This window comes from Solirhodobacter sp., from assembly GCF_964715405.1.
The window spans coordinates 108,309-125,069 of record NZ_CBAICG010000003.1 but is presented as its reverse complement, the minus strand read 5'-3'; the positions used below and the strand labels follow the sequence as shown (position 1 = coordinate 125,069).

17 protein-coding genes are annotated in these 16,761 nt (G+C 67.3%); 4 read left to right on the top strand and 13 right to left on the bottom strand.

From position 1 onward, the window contains the following. The first annotated feature begins 97 nt into the window (after window positions 1–97). Window positions 98–1,696, top strand: a complete 1,599-nt coding sequence (locus AC11WY_RS02240) for a phosphoenolpyruvate carboxykinase (protein ID WP_482922100.1) — start codon at window positions 98–100, stop codon at window positions 1,694–1,696. A gap of 80 nt (window positions 1,697–1,776) precedes the next feature. On the opposite strand, the gene AC11WY_RS02235 is transcribed toward AC11WY_RS02240, so the two are convergent. Then, on the bottom strand, window positions 1,777–2,535 hold the full coding sequence (locus AC11WY_RS02235) for a sulfite exporter TauE/SafE family protein (protein WP_482922098.1): 759 nt from the start codon (window positions 2,533–2,535) through the stop codon (window positions 1,777–1,779). A 162-nt stretch (window positions 2,536–2,697) separates the two neighbouring features. Here AC11WY_RS02235 and AC11WY_RS02230 point away from each other — a divergent pair, with 162 nt between their 5' ends. Both AC11WY_RS02230 and AC11WY_RS02225 read left to right on the top strand, forming a co-directional pair. Further along, window positions 2,698–4,365, top strand: coding sequence for an acyl-CoA dehydrogenase family protein (locus AC11WY_RS02230; protein ID WP_482922096.1), 1,668 nt, complete (start codon window positions 2,698–2,700; stop codon window positions 4,363–4,365). A gap of 66 nt (window positions 4,366–4,431) precedes the next feature. Continuing rightward, window positions 4,432–5,463 carry an NAD-dependent epimerase/dehydratase family protein gene (locus AC11WY_RS02225; protein WP_482922094.1) on the top strand — a complete coding sequence of 344 codons (1,032 nt, stop codon included), beginning with the start codon at window positions 4,432–4,434 and terminating at the stop codon, window positions 5,461–5,463. A 1-nt stretch (window position 5,464) separates the two neighbouring features. On the opposite strand, the gene AC11WY_RS02220 is transcribed toward AC11WY_RS02225, so the two are convergent. Beyond that, window positions 5,465–6,706, bottom strand: coding sequence for an MFS transporter (locus AC11WY_RS02220; protein ID WP_482922092.1), 1,242 nt, complete (start codon window positions 6,704–6,706; stop codon window positions 5,465–5,467). Between the two features lie 121 nt (window positions 6,707–6,827). Next, complete coding sequence (recO, locus tag AC11WY_RS02215) at window positions 6,828–7,553, bottom strand: DNA repair protein RecO (protein WP_482922090.1); 726 nt, start codon at window positions 7,551–7,553, stop codon at window positions 6,828–6,830. Between the two features lie 166 nt (window positions 7,554–7,719). Here recO and AC11WY_RS02210 point away from each other — a divergent pair, with 166 nt between their 5' ends. Beyond that, entirely contained in the window at window positions 7,720–8,280 is a 561-nt protein-coding gene (locus AC11WY_RS02210; RefSeq protein WP_482922088.1) for a Pr6Pr family membrane protein, read from the top strand. On the opposite strand, the gene AC11WY_RS02205 is transcribed toward AC11WY_RS02210, so the two are convergent. The 10 genes from AC11WY_RS02205 to AC11WY_RS02160 all read right to left on the bottom strand — a co-directional run bounded on the left by AC11WY_RS02205 (window position 8,270) and on the right by AC11WY_RS02160 (window position 16,744). After that, window positions 8,270–8,602, bottom strand: coding sequence for a DUF1491 family protein (locus tag AC11WY_RS02205; RefSeq protein WP_482922086.1), 333 nt, complete (start codon window positions 8,600–8,602; stop codon window positions 8,270–8,272). The genes AC11WY_RS02210 and AC11WY_RS02205 overlap by 11 nt on opposite strands. Beyond that, a complete protein-coding gene (gene era, locus AC11WY_RS02200; RefSeq protein WP_482922084.1) occupies window positions 8,599–9,519 on the bottom strand; it encodes a GTPase Era in 921 nt (306 codons plus the stop codon). The genes AC11WY_RS02205 and era overlap by 4 nt, the downstream gene beginning before the upstream one ends. After that, window positions 9,512–10,201 (bottom strand): ribonuclease III, encoded by a 690-nt coding sequence (gene rnc, locus AC11WY_RS02195; protein WP_482922082.1) that lies wholly within the window; start codon window positions 10,199–10,201, stop codon window positions 9,512–9,514. The genes era and rnc overlap by 8 nt, the downstream gene beginning before the upstream one ends. Next, window positions 10,198–10,974 carry a signal peptidase I gene (gene lepB, locus AC11WY_RS02190; protein WP_482922080.1) on the bottom strand — a complete coding sequence of 259 codons (777 nt, stop codon included), beginning with the start codon at window positions 10,972–10,974 and terminating at the stop codon, window positions 10,198–10,200. The genes rnc and lepB (AC11WY_RS02190) overlap by 4 nt, the downstream gene beginning before the upstream one ends. Before the next feature lie 84 nt (window positions 10,975–11,058). After that, window positions 11,059–11,844, bottom strand: coding sequence for a signal peptidase I (gene lepB, locus AC11WY_RS02185; RefSeq protein WP_482922078.1), 786 nt, complete (start codon window positions 11,842–11,844; stop codon window positions 11,059–11,061). 8 nt (window positions 11,845–11,852) lie between these two features. After that, complete coding sequence (gene acpS / locus AC11WY_RS02180; protein ID WP_482922076.1) at window positions 11,853–12,272, bottom strand: holo-ACP synthase; 420 nt, start codon at window positions 12,270–12,272, stop codon at window positions 11,853–11,855. Then, a complete protein-coding gene (locus AC11WY_RS02175; protein ID WP_482922074.1) occupies window positions 12,269–13,135 on the bottom strand; it encodes a hypothetical protein in 867 nt (288 codons plus the stop codon). Before AC11WY_RS02175 ends, acpS begins: the two co-directional genes overlap by 4 nt. A 30-nt stretch (window positions 13,136–13,165) precedes the next feature. Continuing rightward, window positions 13,166–13,918, bottom strand: coding sequence for a pyridoxine 5'-phosphate synthase (locus AC11WY_RS02170; RefSeq protein WP_482922072.1), 753 nt, complete (start codon window positions 13,916–13,918; stop codon window positions 13,166–13,168). A 4-nt stretch (window positions 13,919–13,922) separates the two neighbouring features. Beyond that, window positions 13,923–14,597: a DUF2062 domain-containing protein gene (locus AC11WY_RS02165; protein ID WP_482922070.1), complete on the bottom strand. Its 675-nt coding sequence runs from the start codon at window positions 14,595–14,597 to the stop codon at window positions 13,923–13,925. A gap of 23 nt (window positions 14,598–14,620) precedes the next feature. Then, window positions 14,621–16,744, bottom strand: a complete 2,124-nt coding sequence (locus AC11WY_RS02160) for a RelA/SpoT family protein (protein ID WP_482922068.1) — start codon at window positions 16,742–16,744, stop codon at window positions 14,621–14,623. Window positions 16,745–16,761 lie beyond the last annotated feature (17 nt).

The following is a 16,761-nucleotide window of genomic DNA, read 5'->3' as shown; positions in this document are numbered from 1 at the left end:
ACGGGACGGGTCCGATAAGACCCATCCGGCGCCGGATTGGCCCCTGGCGTTGCCCCACGGAACGAACCAGCCGCGCGGACGGCTTCGGAGCTTGCACATGAACCACGGACACGTGAATCCTTCGCATTGCCTGAAACACCAGGGCATCACCGGCTTGGGGGGGGTCTATTACAACCTGCTCGAACCCGCGCTGGTCGAAGCGGCGCTGAAGCGCGACGAAGGCACCCTGGGTATCGGCGGCGCGTTTCTGGTGTCCACCGGCAGCCACACCGGCCGCTCGCCGAAAGACAAGCATGTGGTGCGCTCCCCGGCCGTGGAAAACACGATCTGGTGGGAAAACAATGCGCCGATGGCACCGGAGCCGTTCGACCGGCTCTATGCCGACATGATCGCCCACATGGCCGGGCGCGATTACTTCGTGCAGGATCTTTACGCTGGCGCCGACCCGGCGCACCGGCTGGATGTGCGGGTGGTCAGCGAACTGGCCTGGCACGGGCTTTTCATCCGCCACCTGCTGCGCCGCCCCGGGATGGCGGAGCTGCAAAGCTTCGTGCCCGAGTTCACCATCATCAACTGCCCCGGCTTCAAGGCCGACCCCGCCCGCCACGGCTGCCGCAGCGAAACCGTGATCGCGCTGAATTTCGAGAAGAAGCTGATCCTGATCGGCAACACCGCCTATGCGGGCGAGAACAAGAAGGCGGTGTTCACGCTGCTGAACTACATCCTGCCCGCCAAGGGCGTGATGCCGATGCACTGTTCGGCCAACCACGCGCATGACGAGATGGAGCAGACGGCGGTGTTCTTCGGCCTGTCGGGCACCGGCAAGACCACGCTGTCGGCCGACCCCTCGCGCACGCTGATCGGCGATGACGAACATGGCTGGTCGGATACCGGTGTCTTCAACTTCGAGGGCGGCTGCTACGCCAAGACGATCAACCTTTCGGCCGAGCATGAGCCCGAAATCTACGCCACCACCCACAAGTTCGCGACGGTGGTGGAGAACATGGTGTTCGACCCGGAAACGCTGAAGCTCGACTTCGACGATGCCAGTCTGACCGCCAACACCCGTTGCGCCTACCCGATGAGCTACATCTCCAACGCCTCGCCCTCGGCGCTGGGCGGCAATCCGAAGAATGTCATCATGCTGACCTGCGACGCCTTCGGGGTGCTGCCGCCGATCGCGCGGCTGACCCCGGCGCAGGCGATGTACCACTTCCTGTCGGGCTTCACCTCGAAGGTCGCGGGCACGGAACAGGGCGTGACGGAACCGCAGCCGACCTTCTCGACCTGCTTCGGCGCCCCCTTCATGCCGCGCCGCCCCGAGGTCTACGGCAAATTGCTGCAAGAGAAGATCGCCCGCCACGGCGTGACCTGCTGGCTGGTCAACACCGGCTGGACCGGCGGCGCCTATGGCGTGGGCAAGCGGATGCCGATCAAGGCGACCCGCGCCCTGCTGACGGCGGCGCTGGATGGCTCGCTCGCGGGCGTGAAGTTCCGCAAGGATCCGAACTTCGGGTTCGAGGTGCCGGTGGCGCTTCCGGGCGTCGATGCCGCACTGCTCGACCCGCGCCAGACCTGGGCGGATGGTGCGGCCTATGACGCGCAGGCGAAGAAACTGGTGACGATGTTCGCCAACAACTTCGCGCAGTATGTGCCCTACATCGACGCGGACGTGAAGGCGGCGGCGATCGGCTGAACGCGGTCGCGGGGGCCCTGCCCCGGCACCCCCGGAATATTTTCGCCAAGAAGAATGGGCATCCGGTCGGGTGCCCATTCTCACATGGAAATCGCCCGCCGGATCAGGTTCAGCCCGCTGACGGCGAGGATCACCAGAGTCCAGCGCCGGAAGCGGGCGGGGTCGAGCCGGTCGTGCAGGCGAAAGCCAGCCCAGAGCCCGATGAGCGACGGCAGCACCAGCGCGACCGACAGCGGCAGCGTCTGCGCGTTCAGCACGCCCGAGGCGAGGTGGCCCGCAAAGAGCACCAGCGCGCCGATCAGATAGACCACGCCCTGCACCCGCACATTCTCGCGCTTCTCGACGCCGAGCGACAGCAGGAGTGCGCTGGTCGGCGGGCCCCAGACGCCCGAGAGGCCACCATAGAACCCGCCAACGGCGCCGGTCAGCACCTCGGCCAGCGCGCGGTTGCGGGCGTGGAAGACGGGTTGCAGGCCCAGAAGCTGGGTGACGGCAAAGATCACGATCGGCACGCCGAGGGCGCCCATCAGCAGCGGTTGCGGGATCAGCAGCACGAGTTGCGACGACAGCGCGATGAACAGGCAGGTGGTGCCGATCAGCCGCCACCAGTCGCGCATCGAGGCGATCATCGCGCGCCAGCCCTGCCGGAAGGCCTGGAACAGGTTGGTGACCACGGTTGGCACGATCAGCGCCGCCAGCGCCTCGTGCGCGGGGAGGATCGAGGCGAGACCCGAGATCATGATCATCGGCATCGCGAAGCCCACCGCGCCCTTCACGAAGCTGGCGAAGAGGGTGATGGCAACGACGGCCATGACGATCTGTGGCTGCATCCCGAACATTGCGCGCCCTCTGCGGTCAGGGCGTTGTAGCCTGCTGTTCAGGGCAGCGCAGCGGGAATCTGGCGCGACACTTTCAGTCTTGCTTGGCCACTCTTACGAATTATTATTGCGCTGCAATTGCGAAGGCCGTATCACGATGCGACTGCAGCAAGGAGCCGACTCATGGCGCATGATGGGGGCGCGACGCCCGTGACCGCGATGCTTCCCGACCTTCTGGCGCTGACCGGCGCGGCTCTGCCCGAGGTGCTGGCCCTGCGCGAGGGCGCCGTCGCGGCGCTGCGGGCGCGGGTGGCACCCGACGGCCGGGTCTCGGCATCGGCGCTGGAAACCGAGCAGTTCGCCGCCCATGCCGCGGCCTGGATCGCGACCTATGCCGAGGCGCTTTCAGCTTTGCAGGACTGGGCGCTGCGCTTGCAGGGCGCGGGCAGCTTTGGCGCGATCGAGGCGCTGATCGTGCAGATCGGCTTTGGCGAATACCTTGCCCAGATCGCGGGCGGCATCCCGATGAGCCAGGGTGAGGTCGCAAGGTTGCAAGATCTCGGGCTTCCCCCCGGCCCCACCAGCGCGGCGGCGGCGACCCTGATGGCCCGGGGCAACACCGCCGCCGCCCGGATGCAACTGGCCGGTCTGATGCGCGAAAACCACGGCCGCGCGACCTTCGGCGCGACCGGGCTCGACGAGGAACTGGAGATGATCCGCGACCAGTTCCGCCGTTTCGCCGACGAGCGCGTGATCCCCTTCGCCCAGGGCTGGCACCTGAGGGACGAGTTGATCCCGATGGAAATCATCGACACGCTGGCCGAGATGGGCGTGTTCGGGCTGACCATCCCCGAGAAATACGGCGGCCTTGGCCTGTCGAAGGCGTCGATGGTGGTGGTCAGCGAGGAATTGTCGCGCGGTTACATCGGCGTCGGCTCGCTGGGCACGCGCAGCGAGATTGCGGCCGAACTGATCCTGTGCGGTGGCACCGAGGCGCAGAAGGCGCATTGGCTGCCACGCATCGCCAGCGCCGAGATCTTGCCCACCGCGGTCTTCACCGAGCCCAACACCGGGTCCGACCTTGGCTCCCTCCGCACCCGCGCGGTGAAGGCGGGCGACGACTGGCAGGTGACCGGCAACAAGACCTGGATCACCCATGCCGCCCGCGCGCATGTGATGACGCTGCTGGCGCGCACCGATCCGAATTCCACCGACTGGCGCGGGCTGTCGATGTTCCTTGCCGAAAAGACCCCCGGCACCGAGGCCGACCCCTTCCCCAGCCAAGGCATGACCGGCACCGAGATCGGGGTGCTGGGCTATCGCGGCATGAAGGAATACGAGCTTGGCTTTGACGGCTTTGCCGTGAAGGGCGAAAACCTGCTGGGCGGGGTCGAGGGGCAGGGCTTCAAGCAACTGATGCAAACCTTCGAAAGCGCGCGCATCCAGACCGCCGCGCGGGCGGTGGGGGTGGCGCAGTCGGCGCTGGAAACCGGGCTGCAGTATGCCGAAGACCGTAAACAGTTCGGCAAGTCGCTGATCGAATTCCCGCGCGTGGCGGGCAAGCTGGCGATGATGGCGGTCGAGATCATGATCGCGCGCCAGTTGACCTACCGCGCGGCCTGGGAGAAGGACCACGACAAGCGCTGCGATCTGGAGGCCGGGATGGCCAAGCTGCTGGGCGCTCGCGTCGCCTGGGCGGCGGCCGACAACGCCTTGCAGATCCATGGCGGCAACGGTTTCGCGCTGGAATACCGCATCAGCCGCATCCTGTGCGATGCGCGCATCCTGAACATCTTCGAGGGCGCGGCGGAGATTCAAGCCCAGGTGATCGCACGGCGGCTGCTGGACTGACCTTCCGGCCCTTTGAATCATCCCGGCGGCGCCCTAGTTGACACGGGCACCCCCGAGGAGATGCCGATGACAGCCCCCCAACGCGTCCTGCTGACCGGAGCCTCCGGCTTCATCGCCAAACACATCCTGCTGCGGCTGCTGAACGCGGGCCATACCGTCACCGGATCGCTGCGCAGCCCAGCGCGCGAGGCCGAGGTGCGCGCGGCGGTGGCGCCGCACCTGTCCGACCCGGCGGCGCAGGACCGGCTGCGGTTCGTCACCCTCGATCTGATCCAGGACGCGGGCTGGGCCGAAGCTTGCGCGGGGGCGGAGGCGCTGGTGCATACCGCCTCGCCCTTTCCGATCGCTCAGCCCAAGGATGAAGCCGAGTTGATCCGCCCGGCGGTGGACGGCACGTTGCGGGCGTTGCGGGCGGCACGGGCGGCGGGGATCGCCCGCGTGGTGCTGACGTCATCGGTCGCCGCGGTCGCCTACCACGCGCCTTCGGTCACCAAGCCGGTCATGGATGAAGACGACTGGACCGACGTCGCCGACGCCACCGCCACGCCCTATGTCAAATCCAAGACCCTGGCCGAGCGCGCGGCATGGGATTTCGTGCAGGGCGCGCCCGGGATGGCCCTGACGACGATCAACCCGGTGGTGGTGATCGGTCCGCCGCTGGACCGCCACTTCGGATCGTCGGTCAGCATCGTCGAGCGGGTGCTGGCGGCGAAAGACCCGATGCTGCCGAACTTCGGCTTTGGCATCGTCGATGTGCGCGACGTGGCCGAGATGCATCTGCGCGCCCTGGAACGGCCCGAGACGGCGGGGCGGCGCTACATCGCGGCGGACCGGTTCCTGTGGTTCAAGGACATCGCCGCGATCATTGCCGCCGAATATCCGGACCGTCGCATCACCCGCCACGTTGCGCCGAATTTCGTCTTGCGGGCGCTGTCGCTGTTCGATCCGGCGATCCGCTCGATCCTGCCCGGCCTTGGCCGCCGCGACGAGATCTCGAACCTGCGCGCGCGGTCCGAGATGGGGATCAACTTCATCGACGCGGCTGACAGCATCCGCGACACGGCGCGGTTCCTGGTCGAAAACGGCCTGGTGAAATGAACTATTCCCCGGCGTGAAGGCTGCGCGGCTCTGCCCCGTGCGAGGGCCGCGCCGCGCCCAGCCGCGGGTGGAGTCGCGCCGCCAGCGCCGCCGCCCCCAGGAGGGCCGCGCCCGAGGCCGCAAACACCGCCGCCACCGGCGCGACCAGCAGCACAAGCCAGGCCACCCCCGGCGTGAGGATGCCCGAGACATCGCGAAAGCTGGAATAGACGGCGGCCATCTCGGTGCGCTGCGAGGGTTTGACCGCCATCAGGAACGGCAGCCCCGCCGACACGTCCAGCAGCACCAGAAACACCGACCCCGCCATCATCAGCCCGAAGGTAACCCAGGGCAGCGGCGACAGCAGGGTGGCAAGCGTGAAGATGCTGCCGCAGCAGATGAACGCCGTCGTCACCGCAACGCGCACGCTGGCCCTTTGCACGAAACGCAGCATGAACGGCGTGGTGAACAGCATCGCGTTCGAGATCGACAGCGCGATCCCCGCCACATCGTTGCCAAGCCCCTGCTGCACACAGAAGATCGGCAGATAGACGACATAGACCCACCAGCCGCAGGACCGGATCACCGCGAAGCCCCAGCCCACCACAAGCCGCGGCTGCGCGAAGAATGGCCCGAGATAGGCAAGCGGGTTGGGCGCGCGCCCCTTGGTGCGGCTGATGGCCTTGCCGTTGCCAAGCCGCAGATACCAGAAGGTGCCCAGTTGAAGGCAGGCGAAGACGACGCCCAGGATGAAGGGCGCGGGCGTCCACCAGGCGTGCAGCCAGACCCCCAGCACCGGGCCGATCGACCACGGCGCCGCGCTGAACAGCATCTGCCGGGAATTGCAGCGGCCCAGATCGGCGCGGGCCACGTAGTCCAGCACATAGGCGTTGAGGCAGACAAAGACGGTGACGGTGCCGAGCGTATTGAACAGAAGCGCAAAGCCGATCTCGACCGTGCCGCCGTGGATCGCCAGCGACATGCCGACCATGTAGGACAGGCTGCCCAGCGTATACATCCAGCGGCGCGGGATATACCGGCTGAGCCAGGGCACCATCAGCCCGGTCGACAGCGAGCACAGGCCGATGAAGAAATAGAGCCGCGATTCCTGCGCGGCACTGCCGAGCGAGTCATAGACGACCAGCGGCATGATCGAGATCAGCAATCCCCGGATCGCGGCATCCCAGGCCGAGAGCATGGCGAAGCCCTCGACCCTTGGGATCGTGGCGTGGCGCAGAAGGGTGGGAATGCGGCGTGTGGCCATCGCCCGGAACTTGTATTGCGAATGGACTGATTGGCACTTGCGCGCGCGCTGGCGTCTGCCCCGCGCGCGACAAGGTGGCGTCGCTTGCGACCCTTGCCGAAGAAATGGGCAGACGCCTGCCCTAACCGGGGCGGGCGAGCGCCGCGACCAGCCTGCGCCGCGCCTCGGGCAAGGGCCGCTGGCCCAGTTGCGGCGCGAGCCAGGTTTCCAGGAAATGCCCGGTCAGGCGCAAGCCCGCCGCAATCTCGGCCGCATCGGCGGGCCCCTGACCCAGCAGCGCGGGCGGCAGCGGCAAGAGACGGTCGGCCCAGTCGCCCGCCCCGGCGCGGCTGACGGCGCGACCGCTGCGGGGGCTGACATAGGCCAGATCGTCGCGTGTGCCGGTGACCGCGCAGGAGGTCAGATCGAGGCCGAACCCCATCTCTTCCAGCAGCCGCAGTTCCCACCGCAGATAGGCCAGCGGCCAGTCGGCCGTTGCGACCAGCGCATCGAAAAGCGCGATGGAGCGGACGTAGAGGCCGGGATGTGACTCGCGTTCCGGCAGCACGAAGGCAAGCAGTGCCGTGATCGCGTTCAGCCCCGCCAGCGCGCGCCGGTCGGACAGGATCGCCCCGGCGCGGCCTTTCAGCGGCTCGACCGTGAAGGCGCCGATGTGCTCGTCCAGCCGTGCGCGCCACGTCACGTCGAGCTGCGCGCCCGGTTGCAGGATCGGCGCGATGCGGCGCGACGCACCGCCGCGCACGACGCCCGCATGGCGACCGTGTTCCGCCGTGAACACCTCGATGATCGCCGCGCTTTCGCCGTGCCCGCGCACCGAAAGCAGCACACCCTGATCCCGCCATTCCATGCGCGCGATTATTCACCGCCGCCGTGCGGCGACAAGGGGCTTGCTGAAACCCGCCCGCTCCGTCACCCTGCGACCGCGCGGGGGAGGGTGAATGACGGTCTTTGGACGAATGTTCGCAGGCTTGGTTGCGCTGGCGGCCTTGGCTGCGTTGACGGCACAGGCAACAATGACTGCTGGGGTGATGGGGGCGCAGACGCCCTGGCCGGTGGCCTGGTGGATGGCCGGGTCATTCACCCTGCTGGCGAATGCAGCGGTGGCCGCCGTTCTGGGCCTTGTCGGTTTCGCCGGGTTGGTGGTTTCGGCGCGACGTGCGGGCGCGGTCACGGTGTCAATCCTCGCGGTCGCCTTTGTCAATCACGCGTTTCCGTTCGGGAATGTGCCCCCGCTCGGCTTGGCCTTCTGGGCCAATCAGGGCTTGCACACGGTCGTGCCACTGCTGGTGATGCTCTGGTGGCTCGGCTTCGCGCGCCGAGACAACCTTCGGGCGATCGACGCCTTGGTCTGGCTTGGCTGGCCGGTGGCCTACGTGGTCTACGCCCTGACGCGCGAGATGCTGACGGGCCAGGCGACCTACGCGTTTCTTGACGTTTCGCTCTATGGCTGGCCGGGCGTCGGCGTTCACGTTGCCGGTCTTTGCCTGCTGGTCCTTGTCATCGGGGCCGTCCTGCTGCTTTTGGCCAAGGCGCTGGGCCCGCGCGCGCACCGACGCAGAGGCCTCATTCACTGAGGCCCGGTTCCTCCAGCAGGCTGCGCCCGGCGCGATCCTCGACCTCGATCACCCAGAGGTCGGGATCATAGCCTCGCTGGCGGGCGATAGCGCTGTCCACCTCGGCCTCCGGCCCCTCGGCCAGCGTCATCCAGGCGCGCGCACCCGACATCAGATCGAAGCTGCGCTGAAACGCGCGGGCGCGGCCGTCCAGCGTGGCCAGCTTCACCAGCACCGCCCCGGCGGTATCGTCGCCATGCGCGGTGACATAGGCCGGAATGTTCGCCAGCCTCAGCCGGGTCAGGTAGGCCTGCACCCAGAATGCGCTGGTCAGGCGGCTCACCTGACGTTGCCGTCCTTGAAGTTCAGCCCCATCTCGGAATAGCGCTCGGCCTCTTCCTCCCAGTTCGGGCGCACCTTCACTTGCAGGAACAGGTGCACCGGGCGTTCGAGGAACCCCGCGATCTCGGCCCGCGCGGCGGTCGAGATACTCTTGATCGTCTCGCCCTTGTGGCCCAGCACGATGCCCTTGTGGCCGTCCCGACCGACATAGATGATCTGGTCAATCCGGGTCGAGCCGTCCGGACGGTCCTCCCAGTTCTCGGTTTCCACCGTCAACTGGTAGGGCAGTTCCTCGTGCAGACGCAGCGTCAGTTTTTCGCGCGTGATCTCGGCGGCGATGGCGCGCAGCGGCACGTCGGCGATCTGATCCTCGGGGTAGAACCAGGCGTGTTCGGGCAGTTGCGCCGCCAGCCATTCCTTCAGGTCTTCCACCCCATGCCCGCGTTCGGCCGAGATCATGAAGGTTCTGGCAAACGGAAAGGCCGCGTTCATCTCTTCGGCCAGCCGCAGCAGGGTTTCGGCCTTCACCTTGTCGATCTTGTTGATCGCCAGCGCGATCGGCTGACCCTGCGGGATACGGTCCTTCAGCGTCTCGATGATCGCCTTGCCGCCTTCGGTCAGGCCGCGATGCGCCTCGATCAACAGCACGATCACGTCGGCATCCGCCGCCCCGCCCCAGGCCGCAGCCACCATCGCGCGGTCGAGCCTGCGGCGCGGGCGAAACAGGCCTGGCGTATCGACAAAGACGATCTGCGCCGACCCCGCCATGCAGATGCCGCGGATGCGGGTGCGGGTCGTCTGCACCTTGTGGGTGACGATCGACACCTTGGCGCCGACCATGCGGTTCAGCAGGGTCGACTTGCCCGCGTTGGGCTCGCCGATCAGTGCCACGAATCCGGCCCGGTGTGCTTCAGCCATTGCTTTTCTCCATCCGGTCCAGCAGCGCCCGCGCTGCGGCCTGTTCCGCCTGCCGTTTCGATCCCGCCTGCGCCGCCTCGGTCTCGCCGCTGGCCAGCCGTGCCTCGACGGTGAAGACCGGGGCGTGGTCGGGCCCGTCACGGCCAAGCTCGGCATAGGCGGGCGGGGTCTGCCCGCGCGCCTGCGCCCATTCCTGCAACGCCGTCTTGGCGTCGCGCGCGTCGGCCTCGACCCCGGCGACACGGTCACCCCAGAGCCGCAGCACCAAGTCGCGCGCCGCGTCGAAGCCGCCGTCAAGGTAGACGGCGGCGATCACCGCCTCCATCGCGTCGCCCAGCAACGCCTCCTTGCGCCGCCCGCCCGACATCATCTCGGATCGGCCAAGTTTCAAGACCTCGCCCAGCGCCACCTCGCGCGCCACATCGGCGCAGGCTTCCTTGCGCACCAGCGCGTTGAAGCGCGGCGCAAGCTGCCCCTCGCTGGCCGCGACGTCGGCCGCCAGCAGCGCCTCGGCCATCACCAGACCCAGCACCCGGTCGCCTAGAAACTCCAGCCGCTGGTTGTCCGGCCGCGACGATGACGACAGCGAGGAATGCGTGACCGCGCGCGCCAGCAGTTCGGGCCGGGCAAAGCCGTGGCCGATGCGGGCGGCGAACGCCAGGAGGTCGGCGGACAGTTTCACTCGATCGCCTGCATCAACCGACCCCAGCGCCAGTGCCACAGATCAAACAGCGAGCGCCCGGCCGAGGAGAACATCACCCGGTCGGCGCGGCCGATCAGGTTCTCGAACGGCACGAAGCCCACGCCCTGTGGCTGCGGGAAGCGGCTGTCTTCGGAGTTGTCTCGGTTGTCGCCCATGAAGAAATACTCGCCCGGCGGAACGGTGAAAACCTCGGTGTTGTCGGCGGGGCCGTCGTCCACGATGTTCAGGATATCATGGGTCATGCCGTTCGGCAGCGTCTCGCGATCGCGGGTCTTGGTGCAGGCGCCACCACGCTCCACCGGCGCATTCTGGCAGCGCGGGAAGGTGCCCACCGGGCCCTGCGGCTGCATCGGTTCGGCAAAGGTACCGGCGGGTTGCACCTCGACCGGGGTGCCGTTCAGGTAAAGCAGCCCGTGGCGCATCTGCACGGTGTCGCCGGGCAGGCCGATCAGGCGCTTGATGTAATCCTCGCCGCTGACCGGATGATGGAACACCACCACGTCGCCGCGCTTGGGCAACGTGGCGAGGATGCGGCCGGGGAACGGGCAGAGGTCAAGCGGGCAGGAATAGCGCGAATAGCCGTAGGCCATCTTGTTGACGAACAGGAAATCGCCGATCAGCAGCGTGTCCTTCATCGAGCCCGAGGGAATCCAGAACGGCTGAAAGAAGAAGCTGCGGAAGATCCCCGCGATCAAGAGCGCGTAGAAGACGGTTTTCACCGTCTCGAATATCCCCACGCCCATCCGCACCATCGACCGCCCTGCCCGCTGTTTCGCGGCTACATGCGCGGCAGGGCGGGTGGAGTCAAGTTTGCCCGGCACCGAAGGGCGCGCGACCTACACGATCCACTTGAGGTAGCGGTCGGCGCGCCAGGTCCAGAAGAAGAACAGTGACCGCCCGGCGGAGGAGAAGATGATCATGTCGGCACGGCCGATCAGGTTCTCCTGCGGCAGCATCCCGACGCCCTGCGGCTGTGGAAAGCGGCTGTCGGCGCTGTTGTCGCGGTTGTCGCCCATCACGAACAGATCGCCTGCGGGAACGGTGTAAAGCGGCGTGTTGTCGACCGGGCCGGTGTCGGTGATGTTCAGGATGTCATGCGTCCTGCCGCCCGGCAGGGTCTCGATCAGGCGGGCGCTGTTGCAGGCCGCGCCGATCCCGACCGCGCCGTTCTCGCAGCTTGGCAGGTCGCCGCTCGGGCCCTGGGGCGCGAAGATTTCGGTGAACGTCCCGGCGGCCACGGCGGGCACCGCGGTATCGTTGATGTAAAGCTGACCGTCCTTCATCTGCACGGTATCGCCCGGCAGGCCGATGACGCGCTTGATCAGGTCTTCGTTGCTGGAGGGGTGGCGGAACACCACCACGTCGCCGCGCTTGGGCTGCGAGCCGAGGATGCGGCCGGTGATCGGGCACAGGCTGAACGGGCAGGAGACGGCGGAATAACCATAGGCCATCTTGTTGATCACGATGTAATCGCCGACCAGCAGGGTATCCTTCATCGACCCCGAGGGAATCCAGAACGGCTGAAACAACAGCGTGCGGAACACCCCGGCGATCAGAAGGGCATAGACCACCGTCTTGATGGTGTCGACGATGCCTTCGGGCTCTTTGGTCTTGCGTGCCATGTGTTCCTCTAGTGTTGCGGGGCGTCGGGCGGTGCGGGCACCGCCTCGATCACCACGAAAGCCTGTGCCCAGGGATGGTCGTCGGTCAGCGTGACGTGAATGATCGGGCGATACCCCGGCGGCGTCATGCTGGCAAGCCGTTCGGCGGCCCAGCCGCTCAGGTGCATCTGCGGCTGGCCGCTGCGCAGGTTCGTCACCGCCATGTCGCGCCAGGAAATGCCCATCCGCAACCCGGTGCCCAGCGCCTTGGAACAGGCCTCCTTGGCGGCCCAGCGCTTGGCGTAGGTGCCCGCCACATCGCGGCGGTGTTCGGCCTTGGCCTGTTCGCGCTCGGTGAACACGCGGTTGCGGAAGCGGTCGCCGAAGCGGGCAAGGGTGGCCTCGATCCGCTCGATATTGGCCAGATCGGTGCCGATGCCCAGGATCATGGCTTGGCCGTCACCTGCGGCATCGGCGACACCAGCCCGTCGGCAAGGCTCAGGACCGTCCTCCACCAGTCCGGCAGCGCAAGCGGTGGCAGCCCCTCGAAATGAGCGCCCAGCTTTTGCCACAGCGCGGGCACATCGCCCCGCACCGCCGCCCAGAGCGCGGCCGCGTCGGGCATCGACAGTTCGCACACGCCGCCATCGTCCAGCGCGGTCGCGGGATTGAAGGCCACGTCGATGCCGTGCAGGTCGCGCAGTGCAGCGCAGTCATCCTCCAGCGCCTGCCCGCCCTCGGCGGCGATCACCGGGATGCCGTAGAACGGCACCGCCTCACCCGGCGCCGCGGCGATACGGCGCGCCGATCCGGCGATCACGCGATCCGCCAGACGGCGCGCCGCCTCGGCCACCGCCTCGGCGGCCGGGATCAGGCGGCCCTGAAAGTTCACGCTGGCCTTTGCCGCCTCGACCTGGAGCCCGTTGTTCTCGGCCGTCAACGCGGCATTGGCCTGGGTCAGGGTGTCGCCCTGCTGCTTCAGCGCGGTGTTGGTCGCGGTCAGCGCGTCGTTGTTCTGGCTCAGCGAGGCGTTGCGTTCCTTCAGATCGGCCGACACCGCCGCCGCAGCGTCCGCGCGCTTTGCTTCGGCATCGGCGCGGCTGGTTTCCGCGGCCAGCAACCGGGCCTGCCGGGTCCGGACGGAAAGATCGGGCGAGACGGCTTCGACGAGGCCGGACATCCGGTCAAAGACCGAATCGGAGGACACCGCCGCAACACTCAACACCAGCGCCAGCAGGAACAGGCCCGCGAGGATGTTCCTGGACAAGGCCGCAAGCAGCCGGAAAGGAAGTGTCACCACGCGCCAGACCATTCATCCCCCCCGACTTCGGCCGCCATAGAATCACGCCGCGCGCGACAAGTCCATGCGGCGACGCATTTCGGTGATGGCGGGGCCAAGGCCGCAGAACAGCGCCTCGGCGATCAGGAAGTGGCCGATGTTCAGCTCCATCACCTGCGGGAAGGCCGCAACCGGGGCCACGGTGTCGTAGGTCAGCCCGTGACCGGCGTGCACCTCCAGACCCAGCAGATGCGCCAGGGCGGCGCCTTCGCGCAGCGCGCGCAGTTCAGCATCGCGTTCGGCAAGGCGGCCTTCGTAGTGCAGGTCGCAGTAATGGCCGGTGTGCAGTTCCACCACCGCCGCGCCGATCCGGGCCGCGGCTTCGATCTGTCGCGGCTGGTGGCCGATGAACATCGACACCCGGCAGCCCGCCGCGCGCAGGGGCGAAATGTAGTCGCGCAACCGGGCCTCGTCGCCCGCGACGTCCAGCCCGCCTTCGGTGGTGCGCTCCTCGCGCTTTTCCGGCACCAGACAGACCGCGTGCGGCTGGTGGCGCAGCGCGATCGCCTGCATCTCGGCGGTGGCCGCCATTTCCAGGTTCAGCGGAATCCGCAGACCTGCCATCAGCGCGTCGATATCGGCGTCACGGATATGGCGGCGATCTTCGCGCAGGTGCGCGGTGATGCCGTCCGCCCCGGCGGCCTCGGCCAGCAGCGCGGCGCGCAGCGGGTCTGGATAGGCCGAGCCGCGGGCGTTGCGCACCGTCGCGACATGGTCGATGTTGACCCCCAGCCGCAGCTTTCCGATTGCCTGCACGGTCCTAGCCCTCCTGCTCTGCCACGGCTCTGCGCGCCCGAAGCGCCTCGATCCGCGCCGCTTTCTGCGCGCGCAACTTTTCGACCCGTTCCCGCAACCGTTTGCCGCGGCGCTTCTGGTAGGCGGCCACCAGCGGCAGGCTGAGGTAGTAGCCCACCAGACCCAGCACGACACCCGGAATGATGCCGCCGATCATATAGGGCCAGAACACCCGGTGGAAGAACCAGGCCAGGCTTTCCCAGTGGCGCGGCCCGCCAATCACCATCGCCTGGAGGTTTTCCCACAGTTCCACCGAGGCACGGGCGAAGGCGCGCACGATCACCGGCAGGTGCAACGAGCCTGGCTCGTGCAGCAGGTAGGTTCCCAGATCGACCGAAACGGTCATGATCAGCGGGAATGTCAGCGGGTTGCCGACCAGTGTCGACAAGAGCGCTGCCACCATGTTGCCGCGCATCAGCCAGGCCAGCCCGGCCGCGATGAACAGGTGAAAGCCGAAAAACGGCGTGAATGACACGAAGATCCCCGCCGCCACACCGCGCGCGATGCGGTGCGGTTTGTCGGGCAGACGGCGCAGGCGGTGCATGATGTAGCTGATCGCCCGCCACCAGCCGCCCTTCGGGTAGACCGTTTCCACGACGATCTGGCGGAAGGTCCGTTTGATGCGTCGCTTGAATACCACCGAACCGTCCTTTCCTCCTGCCGTCAGGGCTTTCTGCTCAGATCCCGGTAACGCTCGAGTTGCGCCACGTCACTTTCCGCCTCGAGCGCCGTCATGACGTTGTGCAGATGCTCCACGTCACGCAGATCGACCTCGATGATCAGGCGATAGTAGTCCGGTTTCCGGTCCACGAAATGCAGGTCGGAAATATTGGCCTTCTGCTCGCCGATCAAGGTGCAAATCCGCCCCAGCACGCCGGTCGCGTTCGAGATCGTGATGTTCAGGCTGACGGTGTGCACCGGGGCGTGGCGGCCCGGCGTCCAGTGAAGGTCCACCCAGCGTTCGGGTTGTTCCTCGAATTCGGCCAGCGACGGGCAGTCGATCGCGTGAACGACCGGGCCCTGGCCGCGGTAGGTGATGCCGACGATGCGCTCGCCCGGCACCGGCTGGCAGCAGTTGGCGCGGCGGAACGGCTGATTGGGGTCCAGCCCCACCACGGGGCGCTGCGAATCAACCTCGCCGCTCGGGGCGGCGGCGGCCAACTCGGGATACAGGGCCTCGACCACGCGCCGCGCCGTCAGTTCCGCCGAACCGACGCGGGCCAGCAGGTCGGTTTCATCCGGCAGGCCCAGGCGGCGCGCGGCGGTGCGCAGCGCCTTGTCGGTCGCCTTCCTGCCGACATGCTCGAAAGCCACCCGCGCCAGTTCCTGCCCGAGCTTGACGAAGCGGCCCTTGTCCTCCTCGCGCAGTGACCGCCGGATCGCCGCCTTGGCGCGCCCGGTCACGACGATGTCGATCCAGCTTGCTTGCGGGCGCTGGCCCTGGGCGGTGATGATCTCGACGCTCTGGCCGTTCTTCACCCGGGTCCAGAGCGGCACCCGGATGCCGTCGACCTTGGCCGACACGCAGGAGTTCCCGATCCGGGTGTGGATCGCATAGGCGTAGTCCAGCGGCGTCGCCCCGCGCGGCAACTGGATCACGTCACCCTTCGGGGTGAAGCAGAAGACCTGATCGGAATACATCTCCAGCTTCACGGTTTCGAGGAATTCGTCGTGATCCTCATCCGCGTCGAAGCGTTCGGTCAACGTGGTGATCCACTTCGCCGGATCGACGGCGAAACGGTTCCGCGCCCGCACCCCGTCGCGATAGGACCAGTGCGCGGCCACGCCCGCCTCGGCGACCTCGTGCATCTCGCGGGTGCGGATCTGCACCTCCACCCGCTTGCCGTCACGGCCCGAAACCGTGGTGTGGATGGAACGGTAGCCGTTGTTCTTGGGCTGGCTGATGTAGTCCTTGAACCGCCCCGGCACCGCCCGCCAGCGCTGGTGGATCACCCCCAGCACGCGGTAACAATCGGCCTCGGACCCGGTGATGACGCGAAAGCCGTAGATGTCGGACAGGCGCGAAAAGGCGAGGTTCTTTTCCTGCATCTTGCGCCAGACCGAGTAGGGCTTTTTCGCCCGGCCGAACACGTCGGCCTCGATCCCGGCCTTTTCCAGTTCGATGCGGATGTCGTTGGTGATCTGGTGCACGACGTCGCCGGTTTCGCGCTGCAGCGTGATGAACCGTCGGATGATGGAACTGCGGCCCTCGGGGTTCAGCACCCGGAACGAGAGGTCTTCCAGTTCCTCGCGCATCCATTGCATGCCCATGCGGCCGGCCAGTGGCGCGAAGATATCCATCGTTTCGCGCGCCTTCTGGGCCTGCTTCTCGGGCCGCAGCGACTTGATGGTGCGCATGTTGTGCAGCCGGTCGGCCAGCTTCACCAGAATCACCCGCAAGTCTTTCGACATCGCGATCAGCAGCTTGCGAAAGTTCTCGGCCTGCTTGGCCTCGGTGGACGACAGTTGCAGGTTGGTCAGCTTGGTGACGCCATCGACCAGTTCGGCCACCTCCTCGCCAAAGAGGCGCGCGACCTCGGCGAAGGTGGACTTGGTGTCCTCGATCGTATCGTGCAGCAGCGCGGTGACGATGGTCGCGTCATCCAGCCGCTGTTCGGTCAGGATCGCGGCCACCGCGACCGGATGGGTGAAGTATTCTTCGCCCGAGTGGCGCATCTGGCCCTCGTGCATCTTGCGCCCGTAGTCATAGGCCCGGCGGATCAGGTCGGCGTCCGTGCGCGGGTTGTAGTTGCGGACGAGGGCGATCAGGTCTTCGACGTCGATCATCCGGTCCGCATCCTGTC